Annotated in this window: 13 protein-coding genes, 1 tRNA gene and 1 pseudogene; 9 read left to right on the top strand and 6 right to left on the bottom strand. The window is 64.1% G+C overall.

Going from position 1 to position 15,726, the window contains the following annotated elements; genetic code table 11:
- Positions 1 to 2: 2 nt before the first annotated feature.
- Both MTY59_RS00770 and MTY59_RS00765 read right to left on the bottom strand, forming a co-directional pair.
- Positions 3 to 572 carry a hemerythrin domain-containing protein gene (locus MTY59_RS00770; protein WP_221043993.1) on the bottom strand — a complete coding sequence of 190 codons (570 nt, stop codon included), beginning with the start codon at positions 570 to 572 and terminating at the stop codon, positions 3 to 5.
- 245 nt (positions 573 to 817) lie between these two features.
- On the bottom strand, positions 818 to 1,096 hold the full coding sequence (locus MTY59_RS00765) for a WGxxGxxG family protein (RefSeq protein ID WP_221043992.1): 279 nt from the start codon (positions 1,094 to 1,096) through the stop codon (positions 818 to 820).
- A gap of 327 nt (positions 1,097 to 1,423) precedes the next feature.
- Between MTY59_RS00765 and MTY59_RS00760 the strand changes: the two genes are divergently transcribed.
- The 3 genes from MTY59_RS00760 to MTY59_RS00750 are packed head-to-tail and all read left to right on the top strand — an operon-like array spanning position 1,424 to position 3,399.
- Positions 1,424 to 2,344, top strand: coding sequence for an HpcH/HpaI aldolase/citrate lyase family protein (locus MTY59_RS00760; protein ID WP_221043991.1), 921 nt, complete (start codon positions 1,424 to 1,426; stop codon positions 2,342 to 2,344).
- Positions 2,345 to 2,384: 40 nt separating this feature from the next.
- The gene (locus MTY59_RS00755; protein WP_221043990.1) at positions 2,385 to 2,741 is read left to right on the top strand and encodes a DUF488 domain-containing protein; all 357 of its coding nucleotides are present in this window, start codon (positions 2,385 to 2,387) and stop codon (positions 2,739 to 2,741) included.
- Between the two features lie 31 nt (positions 2,742 to 2,772).
- Positions 2,773 to 3,399, top strand: coding sequence for a GNAT family N-acetyltransferase (locus MTY59_RS00750; protein WP_221043989.1), 627 nt, complete (start codon positions 2,773 to 2,775; stop codon positions 3,397 to 3,399).
- A gap of 17 nt (positions 3,400 to 3,416) precedes the next feature.
- Here MTY59_RS00750 and crcB (MTY59_RS00745) read toward each other — a convergent pair whose 3' ends face one another.
- Together crcB (MTY59_RS00745) and crcB (MTY59_RS00740) are read right to left on the bottom strand one after the other, a co-directional pair.
- Positions 3,417 to 3,800, bottom strand: coding sequence for a fluoride efflux transporter CrcB (gene crcB / locus MTY59_RS00745; protein ID WP_221043988.1), 384 nt, complete (start codon positions 3,798 to 3,800; stop codon positions 3,417 to 3,419).
- A complete protein-coding gene (crcB, locus tag MTY59_RS00740) occupies positions 3,797 to 4,195 on the bottom strand; it encodes a fluoride efflux transporter CrcB (RefSeq protein WP_221043987.1) in 399 nt (132 codons plus the stop codon). Before crcB (MTY59_RS00740) ends, crcB (MTY59_RS00745) begins: the two co-directional genes overlap by 4 nt.
- A gap of 101 nt (positions 4,196 to 4,296) precedes the next feature.
- Here crcB (MTY59_RS00740) and pgm point away from each other — a divergent pair, with 101 nt between their 5' ends.
- The 4 genes from pgm (at position 4,297) to MTY59_RS00720 (ending at position 8,430) form a co-directional block, all read left to right on the top strand.
- A complete protein-coding gene (gene pgm / locus MTY59_RS00735; RefSeq protein ID WP_221043986.1) occupies positions 4,297 to 5,940 on the top strand; it encodes a phosphoglucomutase (alpha-D-glucose-1,6-bisphosphate-dependent) in 1,644 nt (547 codons plus the stop codon).
- 92 nt (positions 5,941 to 6,032) lie between these two features.
- A complete protein-coding gene (locus MTY59_RS00730) occupies positions 6,033 to 7,202 on the top strand; it encodes an MFS transporter (protein WP_415822783.1) in 1,170 nt (389 codons plus the stop codon).
- 56 nt (positions 7,203 to 7,258) lie between these two features.
- Positions 7,259 to 7,331: transfer RNA gene (locus MTY59_RS00725), tRNA-Ala, on the top strand.
- A 334-nt stretch (positions 7,332 to 7,665) separates the two neighbouring features.
- A complete protein-coding gene (locus tag MTY59_RS00720) occupies positions 7,666 to 8,430 on the top strand; it encodes a universal stress protein (protein WP_221043984.1) in 765 nt (254 codons plus the stop codon).
- A 135-nt stretch (positions 8,431 to 8,565) separates the two neighbouring features.
- Here the strand turns inward: MTY59_RS00720 and MTY59_RS00715 are convergent.
- A pseudogene (locus MTY59_RS00715) lies at positions 8,566 to 8,868 on the bottom strand (PucR family transcriptional regulator); the annotation flags it as partial.
- A 537-nt stretch (positions 8,869 to 9,405) separates the two neighbouring features.
- Here MTY59_RS00715 and MTY59_RS00710 point away from each other — a divergent pair.
- Positions 9,406 to 10,440, top strand: coding sequence for a hypothetical protein (locus MTY59_RS00710; protein ID WP_221043983.1), 1,035 nt, complete (start codon positions 9,406 to 9,408; stop codon positions 10,438 to 10,440).
- A gap of 246 nt (positions 10,441 to 10,686) precedes the next feature.
- Complete coding sequence (gene car, locus MTY59_RS00705) at positions 10,687 to 14,235, top strand: carboxylic acid reductase (RefSeq protein WP_221043982.1); 3,549 nt, start codon at positions 10,687 to 10,689, stop codon at positions 14,233 to 14,235.
- 535 nt (positions 14,236 to 14,770) lie between these two features.
- On the opposite strand, the gene MTY59_RS00700 is transcribed toward car, so the two are convergent.
- Positions 14,771 to 15,601, bottom strand: coding sequence for a mycofactocin-coupled SDR family oxidoreductase (locus MTY59_RS00700; RefSeq protein ID WP_221043981.1), 831 nt, complete (start codon positions 15,599 to 15,601; stop codon positions 14,771 to 14,773).
- Positions 15,602 to 15,726: the final 125 nt, after the last annotated feature.

The following is a 15,726-nucleotide window of genomic DNA, read 5'->3' as shown; positions in this document are numbered from 1 at the left end:
CGCTATCCGAGGGCTTTGCCGATGAGGTCGCGGGCGCGATCGAGCATCGACGCGAACGGCCCGAGCGCGAAGTTCAACTTCGCCGATTCCACGCCGGGGTGGGGGCGCGTCGGAGCGATGGCTTCGGCGGCACGTACTGCCGTGCCCATTCGCTTGAGGTCGTCGGTGTCGACCTTGCGCTTCAGGATGGGGAACTCTTCGTCCTCTTCCTGCCGGGCGTGCTCGAGCACGGCTTCACGCAGCTTGGTGAGCTCTGAGATGAACTTGTCCGAGGTGATGTCGAGCTTCTCGATCGCCGACAGCAATTCCTTGGCTTCGTGCTCCTCCTGGAGGCGGGCGTCGACGATGGCGTCACCCGACTCACCGTCCTCGCGCCGCACGCGCGGATGCACCACCATTTCCTCGGCCGTCTCATGGACGGCCAGCAGCTGACGCAACGTTGCGAACGGCTCTTCACGCGCTTTCGGATCCGTCGCGTGCAGCACTTCGTCGAACATGTCCTCGATAAGGTTGTGCTGCGCTTTCAGGAATGCGACAACTTCGTCGGGCGATTCGACAATGAGGTCTGCCATCGCCGATACCTCCTGTGATGGGGGGAAGTGGGAGACGCACATTGGGCTGTGTACGGCTTGAACGAGGCATACCCGCTGCACAAATGGTCAAACGGATGCTGCGCTGCGCGCGGTGCTCTGCGCGCGGCGGCAACAAATCAAAATCCTCTGCGGCACAAGGCGTTTGTGTAGCAGCATCGAGCACCCAGCGGGATCCCCGTCAGCTGCGTAGCAACTGACGGGGATCCGGGGGCTACGCAGCAGGGTTAAACGCCGCGGTCCCGAGTGGCGGTGGGTCCGACGCCGGTGCCGGCGACGTGGTCCTTGCGGCGCATCAGTCCGGCAAGTCCGCCCAGGCCCAAGAGGCCAACGAGGCCCCACAGCCCGTTGTTGTCGCTGTGGTGGTCACTGCTGTTGTTGCTGTTGTCCGCCAATGTCGTGGTGGTGGACGGTGCGGGTGCACTCGGATTGGTGGCGTTTGCCACACCTGCTCCACCGAACAACAGTGCACCGGTGGCTGAAACGATTGCTATGGTCCTACGCATATCTACTCCTCGTGGATTTTTCTCGGTCGAGCCCAGAAACGGGTGATCGAGACGCATTTCGGGACCAGCTTGCTCTAGCCTCCGCAGGATCCGACGCACGACCGAATGGCCGTAACGTGGCGAGGGGTGTTCTACCCCGGTCAGCCACGGTGAAAACTCGTCCACGGGTGCGTTTCGTTTGCTGGATGTCCCTGGGCGAGCCCCGGCTCCGGCGGGTTGCTGTGCAGACACGAAAGGTGACACGGCCGTCCGGCGTGCATCTCACGCGGTCGGGCTACGGTAAAGGAGCCCAGACCGCAACCACGAGAAGGCGACAGATCAGCAGACATGTACGAACAGGCCAACAGCACCGCCGCCGAGCCCGAAGACATCGGCTCTCGCATCGACCCGGTCCTCGCCCGGAGCTGGCTCCTGGTCAACGGCACGCACGCCGATCGGTTCCAATCCGCGGTGAACTCGCGCGCTGACATCGTCGTTTTCGACATCGAGGACGCGGTGGCGCCCAAGGACAAGAACGTGGCCCGCGACAACGTGGTGGGCTGGCTGGGCGCCGGCAACATCGACTGGGTCCGCATCAACGGCTTCGGCACCCCCTGGTGGGCCGACGACCTGGCCGCCTTGGCCACCACCCCGGTCGGCGGGGTGATGTTGGCGATGGTCGAATCGGTCGACCACGTGACCGAGACCGCGAAGCGGCTGCCCGATGTGCCGATCGTGGCCCTGGTGGAAACCGCCCGCGGCCTGGAACGCATCACCGAGATCGCCGCGACCAAGGGCACCTTCCGGCTTGCCTTCGGCATCGGCGACTTCCGCCGCGACACCGGTTTCGGCGACGATCCGGCCACCCTGGCCTACACGCGATCACGCTTCACCATCGCCTCCAAGGCCGCCGACCTGCCCAGCGCGATCGACGGGCCGACCATCGGCTCCAATCCGCTGAAGCTGATCGAGGCCACCGCGGTGTCCACCCAGTTCGGGATGACGGGCAAGATCTGCCTGACGCCCGACCAATGTGCCGTCGTCAACGAGGGACTCTCGCCGTCGCAGGACGAAATCTCTTGGGCGAAAGAGTTTTTCGCTGAGTTCGAACGTGACGGGGGAGAGATTCGCAACGGCTCCGACCTGCCACGCATCGCCCGGGCCACCAAGATCCTGGAGCTGGCCCGCGCCTACGGCATCGAGGCGTTGGACATCGACGAGGAAGAGCGCGACCACTCGCCCGCGCCGTCGGACACCTACCACTACTGAGCAGCTGCACGCCTGCACGCCTGCAATTACCCTGTCAAGGGTGAGCGGCAAGGGCCGGATCCGGGTGGCGCGGGTCTACGACGACGTCAGTCCCGACGAGGGCCAGCGTGTGCTGGTCGACCGCGTCTGGCCGCGAGGAATGCGCAAAGACGATCCGCGCGTGGGCATCTGGTGCAAGGACGTCGCCCCGTCGAAGGACCTGCGCGAGTGGTACCACCACGATTCGGGCCGGTTCGACGAATTCGCGTCACGCTACAAGAGCGAACTGCGCGACAGCAGCGCCCTGGACGAGCTGCGCAAGCTCGCCAAGCGCGGCTCCGTCACGCTGGTGACGGCGACCCGCGACCTCGATATCAGCCAGGCCGCGGTCCTGGCCAAACTGCTCAAACCTCGCTGAACCAGCAACGTCGTATGCCCGTCCCGTTGATATGACCAACCCCGACCCGATCCTCCCGCGGGAACTGACCGACCTTCCCGAGGCGATCCGCAGCGTCCCGGCACCGCCCATCCCGGAACTGCCCGCGCCGTACGGTCTGCGCGTCGCCGATCCGGACGCCGACGCCGAGATGGTCGCGGAATGGATGAGCCGGCCGCATCTGGTCGAGGCCTGGGAGTCCGACTGGCCGGTGGCGCGGTGGCACCGCTATCTGAAGGCGCAACTGGGGGGCGGCTTCTCACGACCGCTCATCGCCAGCCTGGACGGGGTAGACCACGGATACATCGAATTGTACAGAGCGGCAAAGGATTCCATTGCCCGTCGATATGACCATGATCCCTACGATTTGGGACTGCATGTCGCGGTCGCTGATTTGGACTATATGGAACGCGGCCACGTCAGTTACCTGCTGCCGCATATGGTCATCGGCATCTTCACCCTCGATCCGCGGTGTCGCCGCATCATGTTCGATCCCGATCATCGCAATGCCTTGGCGCGCAAGTTCTGTGAACGTGGCGGCTGCGCATTTCTCGGCGAGCATGACATGTCGAATCGGCGGATGGCGCTGTACGTGCTGCCCCGCACCCCCGAAGACGTCCCCCGTCAGCACGACACCTGATGGCCCGCGCGCCCGCATCAAAGTTGCTGTGCCAGCTGTTGTCCGATAAAGGCCGCCGCCTCACCGAGCGAGACGCTCACGACGATGTTGGCCAGTGCTGCGCGGAGTTGGCGTTCCTCGCCGAGCCGCTGGGTTTCCAGCATCCAGGTGGAAAACGTGGTGTAGGCACCGACGAAGGCGGTGCCGGCCAGTAGGGCCACGTCCTTGTTTAGTGCCAGGCCGCCAAGGAAGCCCAAAAGCGCTGCGCCGCTGATGTTCACGGCAAGCGTGCCGAACGGAAACGGCCGCGATAGCCGGCGCGCCACGGTGCGGTCGACGACGAAACGCAGCACCGACCCGACGCCGCCGATCAGCACGACGCCGACCCAGACCAGAGCCGTCGTCATCGTGGCGGCGGTCATCGGCGCACCCGGACCCGGCGCACCAACTTGGTGGCAAGGTGCACCGCCAGCAGGCCCAGCACGATGCTGGTCACGGTGTAGCCGACGGCCAGCCCCCAGTGGCCGTGTTCGATCATCCTCAGCGTCTCGACCTGCATCGCCGAGAAAGTGGTTAAACCGCCGCACAATCCGGTGCCGAGCAGGGGCCGCCGATAGCTCGACGTCGGCAACCGCTCCAGCAGCCGGGTGGTGAAATAGCCCACCAGGAACGCCCCGACGATGTTGACCGCGAAGGTGGGCCATGGCCAGCTCGCCGGGTCGCCGCCGGCCAGGGTGCTCAGCGCCGCACGGGCCAGGGAGCCCAGCGCCCCACCGGCGAACACCGCGGCCAATTCGCGGTAGTCCCGTTGAGCCACTGTGGCGATTCCCTTCGTTTGCCGGTGCGCTACGCAGCGTATGGCCGAAGTCCAGACCGGCGCAGCCCGGGGGGACGCGGACACGGGCAGAATTGGTAACCATGGTCGCCAACCCACGCGCCGGTCAGCCGGCCCAACCCGAAGACCTTGTCGATCTGCCCCACCTGGTGACGGCGTACTACTCAACCGCGCCCGACCCCGGTGACGTCGCTCAACAGGTCGCCTTCGGCACGTCGGGACACCGCGGGTCGGCGCTCAACGGAGCGTTCAACGAGGCGCACATCCTGGCGATCACCCAGGCCATCGTCGAGTACCGCGCCGCACACGGCACGACGGGACCGCTGTTCATCGGCCGGGACACGCACGGACTGTCCGAGCCGGCCTGGGTGTCGGCGCTGGAGGTGCTGGCCGCCAACGACGTCGTCGCCATGATCGACTCCCGCGACCGGTACACCCCGACACCCGCGGTCAGCCACGCCATCCTCACCTACAACCGCGGCCGCACCAAGGCGCTGGCCGACGGAATCGTCGTGACACCGTCGCACAACCCGCCGTCGGACGGCGGCTTCAAATACAACCCGCCCAACGGCGGCCCGGCCGATACCGATGCCACCAACGCGATCGCCAAGCGCGCCAACGAGATCCTGCGCGACGGGTCGGGCGTCAAGCGCATTCCGCTGGCCCGCGCCCTGCAGACCGTGCAACGCCACGATTATCTGGGCAACTATGTCGACGACCTGCCCAACGTGGTTGACATCGACGCCATCCGCGCGGGCGGGGTGCGCATCGGCGCGGACCCGCTGGGCGGGGCCAGCGTGGACTATTGGGCCGAGATCGCCCAGCGGCATCGTCTAGACCTGACCGTGGTCAATCCGCTGGTCGACGCGACATGGCGGTTCATGACGCTCGACCACGACGGCAAGATCCGGATGGACTGCAGCTCGCCCGACGCGATGGCGGGGCTTATCCGAACGATGTCCGGCGACCCCGACCGCTACCAGATCGCCACCGGCAACGACGCCGACTCCGACCGGCACGGCATCGTCACGCCTGACGGGGGGCTGCTCAACCCGAACCACTACCTCGCGGTTGCCATCGAATACCTCTACACCCAGCGGCCGTCGTGGCCGGGCGGCATCGCCGTCGGCAAGACCGCCGTCAGTTCGTCGATGATCGACCGCGTGGTCGCCGGCATCGGCCGCAAACTGATCGAAGTGCCGGTCGGGTTCAAGTGGTTCGTCGACGGGCTGATCGGGGGGACCATCGGCTTCGGCGGCGAGGAGTCGGCCGGGGCGTCGTTCCTGCGCCGCGACGGCTCGGTGTGGACCACCGACAAGGACGGCATCATCCTGGCGCTGCTGGCCTCGGAGATTCTGGCGGTCACCGGGTCGAGCCCGTCGCAGCGCTATCAGGGGCTGACCGCCGAGTACGGCACGCCGTATTACGCGCGGGTCGACGCGCCCGCCGACCGCGACCAGAAGGCCCGGCTCGCGAAGCTCTCTGCCGACCAGGTGACCGCGACGGAATTGGCGGGGGAGCTGATCACCGCGAAGCTCACCGCGGCGCCGGGCAATGGCGCACTACTGGGCGGATTGAAGGTGACGACGGCCAATGCATGGTTTGCCGCGCGTCCGTCCGGAACCGAGGACGTGTACAAGATTTACGCGGAATCCTTCAACGGGCCTGAGCATTTGGCGGAGGTGCAAGAAACCGCGCGCGAGGTAGTTAATAAAGTCATTGGGTGACCTTTTCCCTCCGCGTTGCCCGCTCGGGGGGGCGTGCGTCCCGTCCTGGCCGGCTGCCGCACGAAGTCTGGATTCTGAGCTGGGCGAATATCATGATCGCCCTGGGCTATGGGGTGATCTCGCCGGCGCTGCCAACCTTTGCACGTAGCTTCGGGGTCAGCATCAAGGCGGTGACATTCTTGGTCACCGTCTTTTCGTTGAGCCGGTTGTGTTTCGCACCGATCAGTGGCCTGCTCACCGAGCGGTTGGGTGAGCGGCGGATCTATATCGGGGGTTTGCTGATCGTGGCGGTGTCGACCGCCGCGTGCGCGTTTTCCCAGGCTTACTGGCAGTTAATGCTCTGCCGGGTCTTCAGCGGCATCGGGTCCACGATGTTTTATGTCTCGGCGCTGGGACTGATGATCCACATCAGCCCTCCCGACGCGCGCGGGCGGATTGCGGGGCTGTTCACCACCTCTTTCATGGTCGGCGCGGTCGGTGGTCCGGCGGTCGGCGGCCTGGCGGCGGGATGGGGGCTGACCGCCCCGTTCGTCGTGTACGGCGTCGCCATGCTCGGTGTCGCGGTGGTGCTCTCCTACAGCCTGCGGAACTCGGCGCTGGCCGCACCGCCGTCGCCGACCCGATCCACGGTGACGCTGCGCGAGGCGCTGCGGGTGCGCGCGTACCGGTCGGCGCTGCTGTCCAATTTCGCGACGGGATGGTCGGCGTTGGGCCTGCGCGTCGCGCTGGTCCCGCTGTTCATTTCCGACGTCATGGGCCGCGGCATCGGCGTCATCGGCGTGGTGCTGGCGGCCTTTGCGGGCGGCAACGCGCTGGCCGTCATCCCCAGTGGTTACCTGTCGGACCGGATGGGGCGGCGCACGCTGTTGATCATCGGGCTGGTGACGTCCGGCGTGGCGACCGTCTGGCTGGGCTTTGTGTCGTCGTTGCCGGTGTTCATGGTGGCGGCAGGCGTGGTCGGGACGATGACCGGGATCTACATGTCGCCGCTGCAGGCCGCCGTCGCCGACATCCTGGGCAATGAGGCGCGCGCGGGCCTTCCGGTGGCGACGGTGCAGATGATGTCGGACCTGGGTGCAATCGTCGGATCGATGGCGGTCGGGTGGGCCGCCGAGCAGTTCAGCTACGCGTCGGGCTTCGTCATCAGCGGCATCGTTCTGCTGATCGCCGCCGTCGGCTGGGTGGTGGCGCCGGAGACCCGGACGGCGGTGGAGCTGGAGGCGGACCTGATGGCATCCGAGTCGGACGTCGAGCCGGTATGAGCAGCAACTTTGAAGGTCAGTTACCGGTGGTGTAACTTCGATGGGCACGACTTCACGGGGCTATGGCGCAGCTGGTAGCGCACCACACTGGCAGTGTGGGGGTCAGGGGTTCGAGTCCCCTTAGCTCCACCGATATAGCGAGTCGAGAGGTTTAGGTCTCGCGATTACGGGTGCGCGGCCCTGTTGAAACCGACTGGCAATCTGGATCTTCCCGCGCGAAGGGGATTGCGTCGTTGGCCAGGGCTTGTCCTGCGGTGCCTACTGGGCGGGCCCGGTTTAGCGCTACAGGGTCGAGGTATCGATCCGTCCGGGTTGGCAGACTCAACCGGTCACAACCTTCTGGGAGCGGTCACAACTCTTCTGGGAGATCGAGCACGCTGGTTTACAGCAGCATGGGAATGGTCAGCCACCTGGTTTGTCCTCTCCGCCGGCGTTCTCGGCCGAAGGGGCGGGGGAGGTGATCGTGAGCCAGCCGGGGGCTTCCAAGTCGGTGGTAGTGGGCATCGACAGTTCGCTAGCCGCGGTCAACGCGGCGAAGTGGGCAGTCGTCGAGGCTACTAGCCGCGGCCTGCCCCTTCGCCTCGTGTACGTGATCCCCGACGGGGAACCACCTCACGCCTCGGCGGGAGCCATGCAGCGCGAACCGGAGTCGGCTGAAACCGCGCTGCTCCGCGCGCAGTATGCCGTACAAGCCCTGCGAAAATCCGTCGACGTCGGGACAGTCCTGCTGCGCGGGGATCCCGATTGTGTGCTGATCGATGAATCTCGTGACGCCGCAATGATATGCGTCGGTTCCAAGCCACATGGGTATGAGCCGGTCGGCCCTGTTGCGGCCGTTTTGGCCCAGCGAGCGCATTGTCCGGTGGCCATCATCCGCACTGACATATACGCACCGCATATAACCGGCGGAGTGATCGTTGTCGGCCTCGACGACGAGCCCGACAACGACGTAGTCGTGCACATGGCCATGGAGGAGGGGCGGCTTCGCGGGGCAACCGTGCGGCAGATTGATAGCCGAATCGATAGCTGGGTTCGACGCTACCCTGACGTTCACGTCCAGATCGTGGCCCCGGGTATCGGACCCGAACACCAGGAAAATCACGACGCGGCAATCCAATTAGCCGTCGTGGGTCGCGCCGATGCCGACGAGATCACCCGGATCGTCATTCCTAACATCCATCCGATCCTCGGCTACCCCGATTGGTCAATCCTGGTGGTCCGCGGTTGAGCAGGCGTGCGAGGCGCCTGGCTGTTTCGACGGGGCAGTCTTTGACAGCAGCCGCGGACGAATTAGCCTGGCGCAGTCGGTATTTGGTGGTCTCACCGGTGATGGTGGTTCACACTGAAAGCGGAAAGCGCCAAGTCAATCAAGATCACGGTGCGTGGGTCGGGCACGGCTCACCCTAGACGCCCGTTGCAGCTGATTACCGCTCAACTCATCGCGGTTGAGGAATCGCCACGTCCGCGTCGCAGCGTGCAGGTTGAACCGGGTATCGACGCTGCGGAGGTCGTAGCCGGTGAGTTCAGCGATGCGCGCCAGCCGGTAGCGCAGCGTGCTTCGATGAATATGCAGTGCAGCCGCGGATTCGTCATAGTTTCCGCCGCATTCCAGGTAATCGCTCAATGTCAGGACGAGTGTGGCGTTCCTGTTGAAGTCATAGTCGAGGAAGCGTCATCTGATCCAGACCCGGGCCCTGTTCGTTTTCATCGGCGACGTTCCAAACACGTCGTGGCTCGCCGGTGCTATCGAGCTCGACGATCACGGTTACGTTCCGACCGGCTCGGCCGCGCTTTACTCGGCCACCGATGGCAATCAGCGGCCAACGCAACATCAGCCGATGATCCTGGAAACCAGCCGACCCGGCGTTTTCGCGGCGGGGGACGTGCGAAGTGGCTCGGTCAAGCGGGTGGCATCCGCGGTCGGCGAAGGAGCTATGGCAATACGCCAAATTCACGAGCACTTCGGGACCTGATCGGCGGCGGTCGTCCCGGGGGACCGGCCGCCATGTGGCAATACTGAACCGTGACCTGACTTGGACGGACCCGCCCACACGGCACAAGCCGTTTCGCCTGCCAGCCGAACGGGATGACGGGCCGAGGAATGGGAATCGGGTCAGACCTGCGGAACTCTCAATGTCGTGCCGGCGCCAGTGCGACCACCAGGGACGTTTGGCCGTCTGGGGTAGGGGTATGCCGGAACCTAGTGCCAGGCGCCCCGTCATCAATCTTGCTAATCGCCGATCCCGGACTTCCGGCGGTGATCGCCGAACGTCTTTCTGATTCGCTGCCGAATGTGCTGACAGACTCGGCTACTCCGGATGGCAAGTGGGACGTGTCTGTGCGACGCCACTCCTATCCGTTCGATGAGCATGCCGAGGTCTTAGAAATGACCCGCATCATCGACCCGGCTGGCGAGAGCGAGGACATCGTGATCTACCTGACCGATCTACCACGACGTCTCGGGACGACGCCGGTGATTGCTGACATCAGCTTGCATAACCGGTTCGGACTGATTTCCATCCCCGGGGTAGGCGGCCTGTTCATCGATCGCCGGGTGAAAAATTTAGCGCAGACAATCGTGGCCGAGGTGACGTGCCAGTCGGAGACGCAAAACCGATCCGTGAAACGGCTGACCCGGACGCAGGAGGACGACGTTGTCCGCTACGTCGCGCCCACATCCCTGTCACGCCTTCAGCTGCTGATGGGCATGGTTTACGCCAATCGTCCGTGGCGATTGGCCGCTGGCATGTCCAAGGTGATGATGGGGGCGTTCGCCACTGGGGCCGTGAGCCTTGCGTATCCGACGATTTGGCAGTTGTCCGCCACGATGGGCCCCTGGCGATTGAGCGCAGCGACGATCCTGGCAAGTACAGCGATGATCGCGTGGCTCATCCTCAACCACAAACTATGGGAACGCCCGCATTCGGCCGGCGAGCGTGAACGCGCGGCGTTGTACAACACCGCGACCCTCGTCACTCTGACGATCGGCGTCGCCATTTTCCACATCGGTCTGTTCGTCCTGCTGCTGCTGACCGCCTGGTGGACGCTTCCGCCGCAACTGGTCGCACACAGCATCGGCCATCCCGTCGGCTTCTCATCCTTATTGCTGATGGCCTGGCTGGTGGCGGCGGTCGCCACATTGGGCGGTGCCCTGGGATCGGGGTTGGAGGATGACGAGGCCGTCAAGGCGGCGGCATATGGGGTGCGGCAACGCCAGCGATTCGACAAATCGAATTGACGCAATCGTCGAGCGTCATCGCCGCCGCCCAATTTGACGCCTTCTGCTTTGACGCCGTCAAGACCGACAACAACCGCAGGTAACGAGCGGGACTCAGCGGGAACGAGACGGACACACCCGTCACCACGCTGGCCAACGAAGGTATCCCCGAGATGTGCGGACGCTCACACCGCGCTCAGGATCAATTGCCCAGTCGCCGTTGTTTTCCCTTTTAAATTGTGAGTATTGAGTGGGAAGGCCTTTTCGATGGCCACAAGCATCCACAGCGACCCCAGCAACCCGCTCGGTTTGGGCGGCAGACGAGAGCAGCGACGGGCGCACCGGATTGCGCACCTGTACGCCTCTGATTCTCAGTTCCGGGCGACGAAACCGCTCCCCGGTGTGATTGATGCGGCGCGCCGCCCGGGGCTTCGGCTGGGCCAAATCTTGCAGACGCTCGTCGATGGCTATCTGAACCGCCCTGCACTCGGGCAACGCGCACGCGAGCTGGTGCTCGACCCGGCCACTGGCCGCATCACCCCACGGCTGCTGCCCGGCTTCGACACCATCAGCTATGGCGATCTATGGACGCGGGTGCGTGCGCTCGCCGCAGCATGGCACCGCGACGAGACGTCTCCGGTGAATACAGGCGATTTCGTCGCGACGGTCGGATTCGCCGGTCCCGACTATCTAACTGTTGACCTGGTTTGTGCGTATCTCGGCCTGGTGTCGGTGCCGCTGCAACACAACGCCCCGGTATCGATACTGAAACCGATCATCGACGAGACCGAGCCCCGAGTGCTTGCCGCGGGCGCGGCCTATCTGGATCTCGCGGTCGAATCCGCTTTAGAGAGTGTGTCTTTGCGCCATCTGGTGGTATTCGACTACCAGCCGCAGATCGACGTCCATCGAGAGAACCTCGAGCGTGCCCGCAGCCGCCTGCACGACGCGGGCAAGCCGATCATCGTAAGCACGCTGGAAGAGCTCATTCAGCGGGGACGGCAGCTTCCGCCCGAGCCGCTCTACACCGGCGCCACCGATGAGCGGCTGGCGATGATCCTCTACACATCGGGCAGCACCGGGACACCTAAGGGCGCGATGCTCACTGAGCGGATGCTGACAAGGCTGTGGACCTCACCGATCATCGAGTCTGAGACCCCAGTGTTCAACGTCAACTTTTTCCCGTTGAACCACATTGCCGGGCGGTTCCCGTTGATCGCGTCATTCTTGGCGGGCGGCACCAGCTATTTCGTTGCCGAGCCGGATCTTTCTACGTTGTTCGATGACTGGGCGCTGGCACGACCCACCGAGTTACTTCTGGTACCCAGGGTTGTCGAGATGCTGTTTCAGCACTATCGCTCCATGGTGGACCGACTCACGTTGGAAAATCCCGACATCGCTGACGCCGAGGCCGAAGCCGCCGTCGAATTGCGAGAGCTGGTGCTCGGCGGACGGGTGCTTCGCACGTTTGTCAGCACCGCCCCGCTGGCCGCCGAGCTGAGGGAATTTCTGGAGTCGTGCCTCGACATACACGTGGGCGACCTGTATGGGCTGACCGAGGTCGTCCCGGTGACCAGGGACGGCGTCATCGTCCGCCCCTCGGTGACCGACTACAAACTCATCGACGTCCCCGAATTGGGCTACTTCACCACCGACAAGCCTTATCCGCGTGGGGAATTGCTGGTCAAATCGGAGAACAGCACACCGGGCTATTACAAACGCCCTGAGGTCACCGCCGAGGCATTCGACGAAGACGGCTACTACCGCACCGGCGATGTGATGGCGGAGGTCGCTCCCGATCATCTCGAGTACGTCGATCGGCGCAAGAACGTCCTCAAGCTGGCGAACGGCGAGTTCGTGGCGGTGGCGAACTTGGAAGCTGTGTTCGGCACGGCGCCGCTGGTGCGGCAAATTTTCGTCTACGGCAACAGCGAGCGCTCCTACCTACTGGCGGTGATCGTCCCCACGGCCGAAGCGTTTTCGCAGTTTGGTGACGAGAGCACCGCACTGAAGGCCGCGTTACGTGAATCGCTGCAGCAGACCGCGAAAACCGCTGAGCTGCAAGCCTACGAGGTGCCCGCCGATTTTCTGATCGAGACCGAACCGTTCAGCCCAGCCAATGGTCTGCTTTCCGGTATCGGCAAGAATCTGCGTCCCAAACTCAAGGATGCCTATGGCGCGGGACTAGAGCAGCTATATGCCGAGCTGGCCGCCGCACAGGTAGGCGAACTCCGCGCGCTGCGCCAGGCGGCCGCAGAGCGGCCGTTGCTCGACACCGTGATCGGGGCCGCACGGGTGGTGTTGGGATCACCGGGCGACAATGTGGACGGCAACGCCCATTTCACCGACCTGGGCGGGGATTCGCTTTCGGCGCTGACCTTTTCCAATTTGCTTGAGGAGTTGCTCGGGATCGAGGTGTCGGTGGGGGTGATTGTCAGCCCGGCGAGCGACCTGAGTCAGATCGCCGACTACATCGAGGCCGAGCGCAGGTCGGGATCCCGCCCGACATTCGCCAGGACCCATGGGAAGGGCGAAACCACCATTTACGCAAGCGATCTGACGCTGGAGAAGTTCATCGATGCCAAGTCGCTGACGGCGGCCAAGACGCTGCCACGTGTCACCGGTGAGCCGCACACCGTTCTGCTCACCGGCGCCAATGGCTACCTCGGCCGCTTCGTGACGCTGGAGTGGTTGCAACGGCTATCCCGCACTAGCGGGAAACTGATCACCATCATCCGCGGCAGCGACGCCGACGTGGCACGCGCTCGGCTCGAGAAGGCCTTTAACAGCGGAGACCCCCAACTGCTGCAGCGCTTCCGCGAGCTGGCCGCCAACCACCTGGAAGTCATGACCGGCGATATCGGCGAACCCAACCTCGGCCTGGACCCCACGGCCTGGGAGCGGCTGGCCAACACGACCGACCTCATCGTGCACGTGGGCGCTCTGGTCAATCACGTGCTGCCCTACGACCAACTGTTCGGCCCCAACGTTGTTGGTACCGCTGAGGTGATCAAGCTGGCGATCTCCGCGCGGATCAAACCGATCACCTTCATGTCGACGGTGGCGGTTGCCACGCCGATCGCGCCCGACAAGTTTGCCGAGGACGGCGACATCCGCGTCATCAGCCCGGTGCGTACGATCGACGACTCCTACGCCAACGGCTACGGAAACAGCAAGTGGGCCGCGGAAGTCCTACTGCGTGAGGCGTTTGACCGATGCGGCCTGCCGGTGACGGTGTTCCGCTCCGACATGATCCTGGCGCACAGCCGATACGTCGGACAGCTCAATGTGGTCGACAATTTCACCCGGCTGATCTTCAGCCTGCTGGCAACGGGTATCGCGCCCGGGTCCTTCTATCAGACCGACGCCGCGGGAAATCGGGCCAGGGCGCATTACGCCGGGTTGCCCGCCGACTTCGTTGCCGAAGCCGTGACCACCCTGGGAAAGCAGGTCACGTTCCGCTCTTTCGACGTGGAGAACCCACACGACGACGGCATCTCTTTGGACACCTTCGTCGACTGGCTCATCGACGCGGGACACAAGATCAAGCGGATCGGCGACCACCACGAGTGGCTTACCCGCTTCGAAACCGCGCTGAAGACGCTGCCGGAAAAGCAACGACGGCATTCAGTGCTGCCCCTACTGGGTGCCTATCGCGAACCCGAAATGCCGCTGCGCGGCGCCCCGACCCCCACCGAGGAATTCCAGACCGCAGTGCGGGCAGCCCGAATCGGCGCCGACAAAGACATTCCGCACCTTTCGGCTGCACTGATCGACAAATATGTCACCGACCTGCAGCACCTAGGCCTGTTATGAGAAACCCAGACATCACCGTAGACATCCAGGAACGTCGCAAGGCCCGGTGCTGATCGCGGAACAAGACGGCGCGAATCGGCAGTTAAATCAGCGTTTTGATGGTCGCGGCAGGAGTTCGAGTCCTCTTAGCTCCACGGTAAAAACCCGCTCCGGTCAATGTGGGAGCGGGTTTTCTCGTTAGCGCGGGCCAGGCGCGAGCGCAGGTGTACTGAGCGCTTCGCCTTGAGCATCGCCAGCTCTCTCGCGGCGCCACCGGGAGACCGTGAGCACTGCACTCATTCTTTGTGGGCACGATGGTGTCGCGGCCGTTCACGTCGACGCGGCCCGACGGATGTGCAGCGCTCCGGTGCTAGTTCGATGTCCGACCAGCGCAGTCCGCCGACCTCTTCACGGCGCAACCCCCCAACAGCGTCAACTCGAGCACCCACCGAGGCGGTGCGTGGTGACGTGATCGAGGAACTTGGCCAGCTGCTCGGGTGCCCGTATGTCGTCGGCCGCGGTCGCGGTGACCGCTGCCTCACATTGGCTTAATCAGTCACTTGATGCTGACACCGGCATCGACGGGAAGGGCAGCACCGGTGATATAGCGGGCATCGTCCGACACAAGAAACAGCAACGCATTACTGACGTCGACAGACTCGATCCATGGGATCGGCAGAGCGTTCATGTTCACAGCCCTCTTCAAGAAGTCTTCGCGCGTCGGGTCCTTGAGATCGGGGCAGAACAACCTGTAGCTTGCGTCGTTTTGGATCATATCCGTGTTCACGTTGGTCGGGTGGATCGTATTGACACGAATGAAATTTGGAGCGAGTTCTAGCGCGAGCGTGCGCATCAAGCCGACCAATCCATGCTTCGCCGACACGTAATGCGCCGAGTTGGGGTACGCCTTCAGCCCTGCGCCCGAGCTTGTGATGACAATGGATCCGCCGCGATCGCCGGCGAGCAGATGGGGAATGGCAGCCTTGCAAGTTCGCCAAACACCGCTCAGGTCAACATCAATCATCTCAGTCCACTGGTGCTCGCTGAGCGCGTCGGCCATGCCACTGGAAACGATCCCGGCGTTGGCGACGACGATGTCAAGGCGACCAAGCTTTTCAACACCTTGGTCCAAGGCCGTTTTCACCGAGTCGAAGTCGCGCACATCCGCGTGCGCGACGCAGATGCGTCGCCCCAGCGCCTCCACCTGCCTTACCGTCTCAGCAAGGTCGTCCGCGGTGGCACCTCGATAGGGCACCGTTTCGATGTCTGCGCACACGTCGATGCCGATGATGTCCGCGCCCTCTTGGGCCAACCTCACCGCATGACTGCGTCCTTGGCCCCGGGCGAGCCCGGTGATGAAAGCAACCTTGCCCTCAACTCTTCCCATCGTGTTTTCCCTTCCTGTCGAAAACCGCGCCGCGACGAGGTGCGCCTATATAGCTAGCTCGTCGCACCGACGCCCAGTGCACTCGGCCGACGCGGTGGTCAAGCAGTGGCGGGACCGGGAATTTA

This window comes from Mycobacterium senriense (assembly GCF_019668465.1).
GTDB classification, from domain to species: domain Bacteria; phylum Actinomycetota; class Actinomycetes; order Mycobacteriales; family Mycobacteriaceae; genus Mycobacterium; species Mycobacterium senriense.
Note: the sequence above shows the minus strand (reverse complement) of the source record. Positions and strands in the feature narration are given on the sequence as shown.